Origin of the sequence: Aggregatibacter sp. oral taxon 513, assembly GCF_018128305.1 — a bacterium.
Taxonomy (GTDB): domain Bacteria; phylum Pseudomonadota; class Gammaproteobacteria; order Enterobacterales; family Pasteurellaceae; genus Aggregatibacter; species Aggregatibacter segnis_A.
The window spans coordinates 17,598-29,223 of sequence record NZ_CP072381.1; the positions used below are offsets into that span (position 1 = coordinate 17,598).

The following is an 11,626-nucleotide window of genomic DNA, read 5'->3' on the forward strand; positions in this document are numbered from 1 at the left end:
TTTCTCGTATTTTTAAATTCTTGGAATTATAGGTAATTCAATGCGTACAAGTAAATATTTATTATCCACCTTAAAAGAAACCCCGGCAGAAGCGGCGATTGTTAGCCATCAACTCATGTTGCGCGCGGGCATGATTCGTCCTCTTGCTTCAGGCCTTTATAACTGGATGCCAACCGGTTGGCGTGTGCTACAAAAAGTGGAAAACATTATTCGCGAAGAAATGAATAAAAGCGGTGCTATCGAGATCAAAATGCCCGTTGTGCAACCGGCAGAATTATGGCAAGAGTCCGGTCGCTGGGATCAGTATGGCCCGGAATTATTGCGTTTTACCGACCGTGGCGAACGGAGTTTCGTGATCGGCCCGACCAATGAAGAAGCCATCACCGATTTAATGCGTCGTGAAGTGACCTCTTACCGTCAACTTCCTCTTAATTTATATCATATTCAAACCAAGTTCCGTGACGAAGTGCGTCCACGTTTCGGTGTGATGCGTAGCCGCGAATTTATCATGAAAGATGCTTATTCTTTCCACATGGACAAAGAAAGTTTGCAACAAACCTATGATGTGATGTATCAAACTTATAGCAACATTTTCACCCGTTTAGGGTTGGATTTCCGTGCCGTGCAAGCGGATACCGGTTCTATCGGCGGCAGCGCATCCCATGAGTTCCAAGTGTTGGCAAACAGCGGTGAAGATGATGTGATTTTCTCCACGGAATCCGATTATGCGGCGAACATCGAACTTGCCGAAGCGGTGGCGGTGGGTGAGCGTGCCGCACCAACCAAAGCGATGGAATTGGTGGATACACCGAATGCGAAAACCATTGCGGAGCTTGTCGCGCAATTTAACCAACCGATTGAGAAAACCGTTAAGACCTTGATTGTAAAAGGGGCTAGTGAAGAACAGCCGTTAGTGGCGTTAATCATTCGTGGTGATCACGAATTAAATGAAGTCAAAGCGGAAAAACTGGCAGAAGTGGCTTCCCCATTTGAATTTGCTGATGAAGCGGCCATTAAAGCCAAAATTGGCGCAGGTGTCGGTTCCCTTGGGCCGGTCAATTTAAACATTCCGGTTATTATTGATCGCAGTGTGGCGATCATGTCCGATTTCAGCGCTGGCGCTAACATTGACGGTAAACACTATTTCAACATTAACTGGGAACGCGATGTGGCGTTGCCGAAAGTGGCGGATATTCGTAACGTGGTGGAAGGTGACCCAAGTCCGGATGGCAAAGGTACCTTATTAATTAAACGCGGTATTGAAGTCGGCCATATTTTCCAATTAGGTGACAAATATTCCAACGCGATGAATGCGACAGTGCAAGGTGAAGACGGACGTCCTACGGTCGTTACCATGGGCTGCTATGGTATTGGTGTGACCCGTGTTGTCGCTGCTGCTATTGAACAACATCATGATGAACGCGGCATTATTTGGCCGAGCGATGCGATGGCGCCGTTCACCGTGGCGATTGCGCCGATGAATATGCACAAATCGGAAAGCGTGCAAGCATTCGCTGAAGAGTTATACCGCACTTTATTGGCACAAGGCGTGGAAGTGATTTTTGATGATCGTAAAGAACGCCCAGGCGTGATGTTTGCGGATATGGAGCTTATCGGTGTGCCGCACATGGTCGTCATCGGTGAGAAAAATTTAGCGAACGGCGAAATCGAATACAAAAATCGTCGTAGCGGTGAGAAACAAATGATTGCGAAAGAGCAATTGATTGACTTCTTAAAAAGCCAAATTAAGGCGTAATTGAAATAAAAAGTGCGGTCGGATTTTTAACTGAATTTCCGACCGCACTTTTGTATAGGGAAAACATGAATCCGTGGATTTTATTGGCCGTGTCCATTTGTTTGGAAATTGTTGCCACCAATCTATTGAAAGTCAGCGACGGTTTTACTAAACCGTTGCCGACGCTTGGCGCTTTGGCTTTTTATGGCTGTTCGTTCTATTTTGTTGCCATTATTTTTCGTACGCTTTCCGTTGGTTTGGTGTATGCCATTTGGTCTGGCGTGGGTATTGTGTTGACAGCCATTGTGGCTTATTTCGCCTTTGGGCAGAAAATTGATACTGCCGGTTTAATTGGCATGGGGTTGATTATCTGTGGTGTGTTGGTGATTAATTTATTTTCGCAAACAGCGCACTAACGCTATAATCCAGTTGATTTTTTGGAAAGGAGAATAGGATGAAAAAGTATGATTCGCTGCGCATTGAGTGGGATTGTCGGCGCGGTATGTTGGAATTAGACAAGGTCATCATGCCTTTTTATAAACAGTATTTTGACGGGCTTAGCGAGCATAAAAAAGAGGTTTTTATTCGTTTGTTAGCCTCGACCGATTTACAGCTTTTTTCATGGTTCTTTAATAACGGCGAAATCAATGATTCGGAATTGCGAGAAATGGTGCTGGAAATTCAGCAAAAATTGAGTCTAACGCACTGATTTTCATTGTTTTATTGGTTTTTTCTAAAATAACTGAACTTTTTTTTATTCATCTCGTCTAACGCATAACAATAGCTTGCTGGCTTTGAAATTAAAGTTTGTTAGACGTGATATTTGAGGTTATATGGCTGAACAGCTAACAGATCAAGCTTTGGTAGAAAGGGTGCAGCAGGGAGATAAGAAAGCTTTCAATTTGTTGGTATCGCGTTATCAAAATAAAGTAGCTGGATTACTGACTCGGTATATTTCACCGAATGATATTCCCGATGTTGTACAAGAATCATTTATAAAAGCATACCGTTCCATCGGCTCTTTTCGTGGTGATAGTGCTTTCTATACTTGGCTATACAGAATTGCAGTGAATACTGCAAAAAATTATTTGACTGCACAAGGGCGTCGCCCGCCAAGCGAAGATATTTTAGCTGAAGATGCAGAATCCTACGATGTAGGAACAAATTTACGGGTTGTGGATACGCCTGAAAATGAAATGTTATCCAACGAGTTAAAGAATATCGTATTTGATACGATTAAAGGTTTACAGGAAGATTTACGCACAGCAATTACTTTACGCGAAATCGAGGGATTGAGTTACGAAGAAATTGCAGAAATTATGGATTGTCCGGTGGGGACTGTGAGATCGCGGATTTTTAGAGCGCGTGAAATCATTGAAAGTAAAGTTAAACCGCTTTTACAACGTTAATAAAAAACAGGAATACAACTACGATTAGTCGGAGTACAAACATGCAAAAAGAACTACTTTCAGCATATATTGATGGTGAACAAGTTAATCATGAACTCACCGAACAATTATGCCAAGATGCGGAATTGCAGGAGAGTTGGGTAAATTTCCACACCATTCGTTCTGTTATGCGTCAAGAAACAAATGTTTTCTTGGGTGCTGATTTCACTGCAAAAATGGAAAGTTTGATTGCTTCAGAAGAAATTCAAGCAGTTGAAGTCACTGAGTCTCAACCATTGCCGCAGGACGTCGAAAACTTGCCGTTTATGCAAAAGTTAAAAGCATGGTTTATGCCGATGACTCAGGTTGCTGTTGCTGCAGGTGTGTGCTTGGTGGCTGTATTAGGTGTACAATCTTTCACTGCAAAATCTACCGTACAAAATGCAGCAGATACCCCAGTGTTACAAACATTGCCTTTTAACAACGGTGTGCAAGAAGTCAGTTACAATGCGCCAAGCAAAGATGTCATTACGACAGAACAGCTTGAACAAAAAAATAAACGTATTGGCGCTATGTTGCAAAGCTATGAATTACAACGTCGTGTTTATGCCGATTCAATGAATTTAGGACAGAATCAGAGCAATAAATAATAGTTCATGTATTCAGGCATAATTGTTTTTATCAGAATTCACCACCATTTTTTGGTGGTGAATTTGTTTATTAGGAATTTGATCATGTTAAAAACATTTCTAAAAACTACCGCACTTTTTTTCTTATTTAGCACGTCATTTTCTTCCTTTGGTACAGACTCCCTTTCGCCGAAACAGCTATTGCTGGATATGAAGAAAGCGGCAGAACAGCTAAATTATGAGTTTTCTTTCGTGCAAACCACGCCTTCTAACATGGATTCATTGCGGTACCGTCACTTTAAATCTAACGGCAAAACTTTTGCGCAATTGGTGACGTTAGATGGTGCACAACAAGAAATTGTTCAACGTGATAATTTAATTAGCTATTTTCAACCGAACTATCAGCCTTTCACTATTAACAGTGAAGGCATTACCGATAATTTACCGCCCCTCACTCGTGCCAATTTTGATACTTTAGAGCAATATTATGACTTCGTTAACATCGGGCGTAATCGCGTAGCGGATCATGTGGTACAAACCATTCGAATTTTGCCGAAAGACGATTTTCGTTATCAATATGTGGCCTTTATTGACGAGGACAATAACTTGCTTTTGCGCAGTGATATGCTTGATCGGGACGGCAATTTATTGGATCAATTTCGTGTTGTAAATCTGTATGTGGGAGACGGGATTTCAGGCTTAGTGGATTATTTAAATCAAGTGGCTTTCCCTCCGTTATTAATGGATAAAAACGCAAATCAAACGCCGGATTTTAATTGGGCTCCAGGTTGGTTGCCACAAGGTTTTAAAGCGGTAAATCGCAGTATTGAACGTGATGGCGACGATAAAATCGAATCGCAACTTTACAGCGACGGGCTGTTTTCTTTTACGTTATATGTGTCCGACAAAATCCTAGAAAATACACTGCAAGATAATACTTGGCGACAAGGTGCTTACACGATTTATAACGAAACTGTGGATAACAAAGACTTGACGATTATCGGGCAATTACCGATTTCTACGGCAAAACGCATCGTGCAAGACATTCAATTTAAGAAAAACTAAACGGGTTTATTATGTTGACAGAAAGTGCGGTCGTGATTGAATACGAATCCGGTAAGGCGAAAGTAAAATGCCAATCGCAAAGTGCCTGTGGCACTTGTGCAGCAAAATCCGCTTGCGGGAATTCGGCATTATCGGAATTAGCCGGTAGCGGTGCACGTGGTGAGCATATTTTCACCATTGAAACCATTACACCGCTAAAAGTGGGGCAGTTGGTCGAAATTGGTTTATCGGAACATTCTCTGATCAAATCTGCGTTGCTGATGTATTGTGTCCCGTTGTTCACTTTAGTCTTCAGCACCTTATTGTTCGATTCGTTGTTTAGTCACGAACTCGTCAGTGTATTTTTTATTTTTATTTCCACCGCACTTTCCTTCCTCGGAGTGCGTTGGTATGCACGAAAACTGAACCGCAAATCAGCTTATCAACCGGTGTTGCTGCGCGTGCTCTAAATCTTTGAGCATCATTCGTTTTCTTTGGCGGGCTGGTATATAATCAGCCCGTTTATTTTATCGTCTTTAAGGAAATATTATGCTCCCCATGCTTGGCATTACCGGTTACAGCGGCAGCGGCAAAACCACTTTATTAGAAAAATTACTTCCCCAATTAAAACAACGTGGCTTGCGCCCGGCGGTGATTAAACACAGTCATCATGATGCGCAAGTGGATAAACCGGGCAAAGACAGTTGGCGTATGAAAGATGCCGGTGCCAGCCAAGTAATTATGGCTTGTGACCACCGCTGGGCTCTTATGACGGAAACGCCACAACAACGTATTTCCCTGTCTTATTTATGTGAACAATTTGATCATGAATTAACGGATCTCATTTTGGTAGAAGGCTTCAAACAAGAGCCGATTGAAAAGATTTTGTTGCACCGAAAAGACATGACTAAACCGCTACCTGACATTGATGAGCTCGTGTTGGCCGTTGCTACAGATTACCCTTTAGCGGTAGATAAACCTTGTTTGGATATTAATAATATCGCGCAGATTGCTGATTTTATTACGGCTTGGTACGAGCAAAAGTGCGGTCGAATTTAAGCGTGGTTTTTTATGCCTGAGCTCCAACATTATCGCCATTTATCCTTAATTGCCGCCATGGCATTATTTATGCAGTCCCTCGATGCCACCATTTTGAATACGGCATTGCCTGCCATTTCTGCCGATTTGCATGAATCACCGTTAGAAATGCAAATGGCGATAATCAGTTATTCCCTCACTGTTGCATTATTTATTCCACTCACCGGTTGGATTGCCGATAAATACGGCACGCTCAATGTGTTTCGGGTTGCGGTGGCAATTTTTGTACTTGGTTCTGTTGCTTGTGCCGCCTCCAATTCATTAAACGCATTGATTTGGTCGCGCGTGTTGCAAGGGTTGGGCGGGGCAATGATGATGCCGGTAGCGCGCTTGGCAATTATTCGTCACGTGCCAAAAAATCAATTGGTTGCCGCATGGAATGCCATGGCGATGGCGGGGCTGATTGGCCCGGTGCTCGGGCCGATTGTGGGCGGATGGCTTGTGACACATGCCAGCTGGCATTGGATTTTCCTAATTAACATTCCTATTGGTATCCTTGGGATTGGATTTGCCGGTCGGTATATGCCAAACAGCACAGGCAATATTAGCAAGCTGGATTGGTGGGGCTTTTTACTGTTTGGTGGTGGGCTGGTAGGCTTAACACTCGGCTTGGATTTGTTGTCTGAAGACCGTATCGACCAATGGCTGACAGCGTTAATTTTGGCTGTGGGGTTCGGCTGTTTCTCCTTTTATTATTGGTATGCTCAACGGGTGCAGAATCCTTTATTGCCGTTAAATTTATTTGCTACGCGCACGTTTCGATTGGGCATGATGGCGAATATTTTTATCCGTTTGTGTGGCTCAGGCATTCCGTTTTTAATGCCGTTGATGTTGCAAGTAGTGTTTAATTATAGCGCGGATGTTGCCGGTTGGTTGCTAGCGCCAATTGCACTAAGTTCCGTGTTAACGAAATCCTTTGTTGGAAAAATTCTGGCGCGTTTCGGTTATAAAATGACATTAATGTTGACCGCACTTTCGATGGCGCTTGCCATTGCTGCCATGAGCCTGTTGCAACAAGACACACCGATTTGGTGTTTGGTGCTGATTTTGGCGTGGTATGGTAGCTGTATGTCGATTATTTTTACTTCTGTCAACACACTTACGATTAGTGATTTAGACGAACACAATACCAGCGCAGGCGCTACTTATCTCAGTGTGATTCAACAAGTGGGAATCAGTATCGGTATTGCCGTGTCCGCTGTGATTTTAGATCTTTATCGCCATTTCATCGGGGACAGTGGCGAACTGCTTCAACGTGCTTTCAGTGCGACTTTCCTCACCTCAGCCATTTTCGGCGTCGTTTTAGTATGGGTTTTAACTTACCTTAGAAAAGAGGACGGTGCGGAGAATTTTCGTCGGGAATAAAAAACTTATTTTCTGAAGGTGTTTTTCGGAGTTGGTCTGTTAGGCGTGAGGGAAAAGTTGGAGTGGCGGAAGAGCGTAAGCAACGTGATCTATGAATTGGACTTCCGTTAGTATTCTTCTTAACATTGCCTAGATGATCAATAACGATTTCTCTGTCTTCTCTGTGTTTTCTAACGACCCTTAACCGACCACTGCACTATAATAAAGTCACCTCTGGTAATGGAATAACTTCATAATCAATAATAGAACATTCAGTAAGAGAATAATATTGTTGGGTTTTAGCCATTTTTTAACGTCCATTATAGTGAAAGTGCGACAAATAGTAATAAGGGTTACTATCTCTCGGTTCGGTTAATTAAGCCGCGCCTAGCCGCATTAATTCTTTAAATTATCAAACAGTAAAACGCCATCAAAATCGACCGCACTTTACCTCAGGCTTCAGGGTTTTAAAATGTTCAACCGTCGGACTGTCAAATTCCTTTTCGATGTTTGCTGTGGGATTAAAAGAGATTAAGTCTCGGTGTAGGGCATAAGTCATGATCTCGTTATGCTTCTGAATTGTTCGTTTGAGCTTTTCTAAATGCTCTTCGTCTTGATACAGCTTAAATGCCTTTAATGCCATTGGCGGGGCAATTCAGACTTTTAAAAAATAGGGTATAGCTAAAACATCGTTAACGTTTTTTTATAATAGGTTTTGTGTGATTTTGGTTATACCGGTTTTGCTATACGGCTATCAGTATAACTAAAACCCAAGGATTTTATAGGATTAGATAGGAACGATTAGGATATAAAAAAGCCCTTGAAGTCAATGTTTTCAAGGGCTTTTGGGATTTGATAAGTTTACTTTGGATTGTTATTTGGTGGAGCTGGGGGGAGTTGAACCCCCGTCCGAAATTCCTCTACCGTCAGCACTACACGTTTAGTCAGTCTTTAAGTTTCGCTTAATCCTGCGGACAGACACGCGATAATTAAGCTAGTTTGATTCAATTTAATGCTTCGATCCTCAAACAGCGGCGTCCACACGATCTCGTTTGGGTTTGACTCCGCTTTATCCCCGTCTTACGAGCGGAAGCTGGGGAGCGAAGGCTATGAGCAGGTTATTAAGCTGCTAAAGCGTATTGTTCGTCGTTTGCGACTATTTTTTTGCGGTTTATTTACGAGGCCTACCGCACCTCGACGTGCACCTCGGGCTTCGCTAATCCCGTCGAATCCAAAATCAGCCCCAAAAGTGTGCATAAGAATAGCAAAATACAGTAATAAAGGAAAGTAGGCAAAATAAATGGTGTATCCAAGATAAAGAATAGTACGCTAATTTTTTACATATCTTATGTGCTTTTAGCTGATATTTTAGTTAAAAAATTTTATTTTTTCGATCTACTTCACATTTTTGAATGTTATTAATGATATCTTTTTCTTAAAAAATAAAAAGTATGATATAACTAATTCACATAATAATATGAGGGAAAACTATGTGTAATACAAAACAAGAACTACGCAATGAATTTACTGAACTGATTGGTGAGGTAAGAGTTAAGAATTTGTTTACCGGTTATGGAATATTCCAAGAAGATGCCATGTTTGCTTTGTCCCAAAATGACGCAATTTTTGTTAGAGCCGAGGGAGAGTTGGTACCTTATTTGGAGAGGCTTGGGGCTGTTGCCTATTCACTCAATCCTAATAATATGAGTAAATTAGCTCTTTATCATTATTATCAATTGCCTCCTTCAGTTCGTAAAAACAAAACTCTTTTTAAACAAGTCATTAACCTTTCTATTCAACAAATTAAAAGAAAGAAACTTTCTGAAAACTTAGCTAAAAAAGAACGTATCAAAGAATTGGCTAATTTCACTATTAAGCATGAAAGGCTATTAGCCAAAATTAATATTCATACAGTCAGTGATTTTAGAACATTGGGTGCTATTCATAGTTATGTCAGATTAAAAAAATTAGGTATTCCTGCAAGTATTGATTTACTCTGGACATTTAGAGCTGCTTTAATGGATAAACACGTCAACTTGTTGACAGAAAAAGAAAAATCATCAACCCTTATTAAATTAAACCTTATGCTTGAAGCTAATGGGATGAGGAAAATCAAAGGGTGCTAGAGAATGATAATGAAAATGGAGTAATACATAAAACACCATTTTTGATCTAAGGCTTGCAAGTTGGTTGAATAGTTTAAGATGTAATTTTTATTGCGCTTAAATTATTATCAATTAAAAAATATTTTGCAAAAAATCGCAAAAAGGGGTTGCAAGGTCGTGATAAATGCCTATAATACGCCCCCACAACGACGCGCCGTTGTAAAGCATAAAACCGCGCGTCGTTTTTTGTTCTTTAACAATCAATCAGACAAACTGTGTGGGCACTTGAAGATTCGTTTTTATCATTAAAGATTTTAAAATTGAACTGAATAGTGCTACGAAAAACGTTTATTTATTTATAGATAGATTACTTGGCTAGCAGTATTGAGCGATTAAACTTTTTGAACTGAAGAGTTTGATCATGGCTCAGATTGAACGCTGGCGGCAGGCTTAACACATGCAAGTCGAACGGTAACAGGAGAAAGCTTGCTTTCTTGCTGACGAGTGGCGGACGGGTGAGTAATGCTTGGGAATCTGGCTTATGGAGGGGGATAACGACGGGAAACTGTCGCTAATACCGCGTAGAGTCGAGAGACGAAAGTGCGGGACCGCAAGGCCGCATGCCATAGGATGAGCCCAAGTGGGATTAGGTAGTTGGTGGGGTAATAGCCTACCAAGCCGACGATCTCTAGCTGGTCTGAGAGGATGACCAGCCACACCGGGACTGAGACACGGCCCGGACTCCTACGGGAGGCAGCAGTGGGGAATATTGCGCAATGGGGGCAACCCTGACGCAGCCATGCCGCGTGAATGAAGAAGGCCTTCGGGTTGTAAAGTTCTTTCGGTATTGAGGAAGGTTGTTGTGTTAATAGCACGACAAATTGACGTTAAATACAGAAGAAGCACCGGCTAACTCCGTGCCAGCAGCCGCGGTAATACGGAGGGTGCGAGCGTTAATCGGAATAACTGGGCGTAAAGGGCACGCAGGCGGACTTTTAAGTGAGGTGTGAAATCCCCGGGCTTAACCTGGGAATTGCATTTCAGACTGGGAGTCTAGAGTACTTTAGGGAGGGGTAGAATTCCACGTGTAGCGGTGAAATGCGTAGAGATGTGGAGGAATACCGAAGGCGAAGGCAGCCCCTTGGGAATGTACTGACGCTCATGTGCGAAAGCGTGGGGAGCAAACAGGATTAGATACCCTGGTAGTCCACGCTGTAAACGCTGTCGATTTGGGGATTGGGCTTTAAGCTTGGTGCCCGAAGCTAACGTGATAAATCGACCGCCTGGGGAGTACGGCCGCAAGGTTAAAACTCAAATGAATTGACGGGGGCCCGCACAAGCGGTGGAGCATGTGGTTTAATTCGATGCAACGCGAAGAACCTTACCTACTCTTGACATCCATGGAATCTTGTAGAGATATGAGAGTGCCTTCGGGAACCATGAGACAGGTGCTGCATGGCTGTCGTCAGCTCGTGTTGTGAAATGTTGGGTTAAGTCCCGCAACGAGCGCAACCCTTATCCTTTGTTGCCAGCGATTTGGTCGGGAACTCAAAGGAGACTGCCGGTGATAAACCGGAGGAAGGTGGGGATGACGTCAAGTCATCATGGCCCTTACGAGTAGGGCTACACACGTGCTACAATGGCGTATACAGAGGGCGACGAAGCCGCGAGGTGGAGTGAATCTCACAAAGTACGTCTAAGTCCGGATTGGAGTCTGCAACTCGACTCCATGAAGTCGGAATCGCTAGTAATCGCGAATCAGAATGTCGCGGTGAATACGTTCCCGGGCCTTGTACACACCGCCCGTCACACCATGGGAGTGGGTTGTACCAGAAGTAGATAGCTTAACCTTCGGGGGGGCGTTTACCACGGTATGATTCATGACTGGGGTGAAGTCGTAACAAGGTAACCGTAGGGGAACCTGCGGTTGGATCACCTCCTTACCAAAGATAGACTCGACTTTAAGTGTTCACACAGTTTGTTTGATGGTTGTAGACAAGGAAAGAACAACAATATCAAAGAGAAGAGAGCATCTTTACATGCTGTCCCCATCGTCTAGAGGCCTAGGACATCGCCCTTTCACGGCGGTAACCGGGGTTCGAATCCCCGTGGGGACGCCATTTAAAGATGATTTTTCATCTTTACTGTTCTTTAAAAATCTGGAAACAAGCTGAAAACGAGACTTTCAAGAAAGTCTGAGTGAGAGTGATTGATAAAAGGCGATTGCTCTTAATTAACTGTTATTAATCGTAGCTGAAGTGTTTGAAAGTTGTTGTTTAATAT

General features: G+C 42.7%; 10 protein-coding genes, 1 tRNA gene, 1 rRNA gene, 1 other RNA gene and 1 pseudogene. 12 read left to right on the forward strand and 2 right to left on the reverse strand.

Going from position 1 to position 11,626, the window contains the following annotated elements; translation table 11 throughout:
- The first annotated feature begins 40 nt into the window (after positions 1 to 40).
- From proS to J5A60_RS00130, 9 genes are all read left to right on the forward strand, one after another.
- On the forward strand, positions 41 to 1,756 hold the full coding sequence (gene proS, locus J5A60_RS00090) for a proline--tRNA ligase (RefSeq protein ID WP_212510179.1): 1,716 nt from the start codon (positions 41 to 43) through the stop codon (positions 1,754 to 1,756).
- A gap of 65 nt (positions 1,757 to 1,821) precedes the next feature.
- A complete protein-coding gene (locus J5A60_RS00095) occupies positions 1,822 to 2,151 on the forward strand; it encodes a multidrug efflux SMR transporter (protein WP_048749121.1) in 330 nt (109 codons plus the stop codon).
- Positions 2,152 to 2,189: 38 nt separating this feature from the next.
- Entirely contained in the window at positions 2,190 to 2,444 is a 255-nt protein-coding gene (locus J5A60_RS00100; RefSeq protein ID WP_212510180.1) for a succinate dehydrogenase assembly factor 2, read from the forward strand.
- Positions 2,445 to 2,568: 124 nt separating this feature from the next.
- A complete protein-coding gene (gene rpoE, locus J5A60_RS00105) occupies positions 2,569 to 3,144 on the forward strand; it encodes an RNA polymerase sigma factor RpoE (RefSeq protein WP_006719952.1) in 576 nt (191 codons plus the stop codon).
- 41 nt (positions 3,145 to 3,185) lie between these two features.
- Complete coding sequence (locus tag J5A60_RS00110; protein ID WP_212510181.1) at positions 3,186 to 3,773, forward strand: sigma-E factor negative regulatory protein; 588 nt, start codon at positions 3,186 to 3,188, stop codon at positions 3,771 to 3,773.
- A gap of 84 nt (positions 3,774 to 3,857) precedes the next feature.
- Positions 3,858 to 4,817, forward strand: coding sequence for a sigma-E factor regulatory protein RseB (gene rseB / locus J5A60_RS00115; protein ID WP_212510182.1), 960 nt, complete (start codon positions 3,858 to 3,860; stop codon positions 4,815 to 4,817).
- Between the two features lie 11 nt (positions 4,818 to 4,828).
- A complete protein-coding gene (locus J5A60_RS00120; protein WP_212510183.1) occupies positions 4,829 to 5,266 on the forward strand; it encodes a SoxR reducing system RseC family protein in 438 nt (145 codons plus the stop codon).
- A gap of 79 nt (positions 5,267 to 5,345) precedes the next feature.
- A complete protein-coding gene (mobB, locus tag J5A60_RS00125) occupies positions 5,346 to 5,855 on the forward strand; it encodes a molybdopterin-guanine dinucleotide biosynthesis protein MobB (protein WP_212510184.1) in 510 nt (169 codons plus the stop codon).
- Between the two features lie 12 nt (positions 5,856 to 5,867).
- The gene (locus tag J5A60_RS00130) at positions 5,868 to 7,259 is read left to right on the forward strand and encodes an MDR family MFS transporter (protein WP_212510185.1); all 1,392 of its coding nucleotides are present in this window, start codon (positions 5,868 to 5,870) and stop codon (positions 7,257 to 7,259) included.
- A 430-nt stretch (positions 7,260 to 7,689) separates the two neighbouring features.
- On the opposite strand, the pseudogene J5A60_RS00135 reads toward J5A60_RS00130, so the two are convergent.
- A pseudogene (locus J5A60_RS00135) lies at positions 7,690 to 7,893 on the reverse strand (integrase); the annotation flags it as partial.
- 224 nt (positions 7,894 to 8,117) lie between these two features.
- Positions 8,118 to 8,483: a transfer-messenger RNA gene (ssrA, locus tag J5A60_RS00140) on the reverse strand.
- 245 nt (positions 8,484 to 8,728) lie between these two features.
- Here ssrA and J5A60_RS00145 point away from each other — a divergent pair.
- The 3 genes from J5A60_RS00145 to J5A60_RS00155 all read left to right on the forward strand — a co-directional run bounded on the left by J5A60_RS00145 (position 8,729) and on the right by J5A60_RS00155 (position 11,463).
- Positions 8,729 to 9,364 carry a TfoX/Sxy family DNA transformation protein gene (locus J5A60_RS00145; protein WP_048749105.1) on the forward strand — a complete coding sequence of 212 codons (636 nt, stop codon included), beginning with the start codon at positions 8,729 to 8,731 and terminating at the stop codon, positions 9,362 to 9,364.
- Between the two features lie 382 nt (positions 9,365 to 9,746).
- A 16S ribosomal RNA gene (locus J5A60_RS00150) occupies positions 9,747 to 11,286 on the forward strand.
- 101 nt (positions 11,287 to 11,387) lie between these two features.
- Positions 11,388 to 11,463 (forward strand) — tRNA-Glu (locus J5A60_RS00155).
- The last annotated feature ends 163 nt before the right edge of the window (positions 11,464 to 11,626 follow it).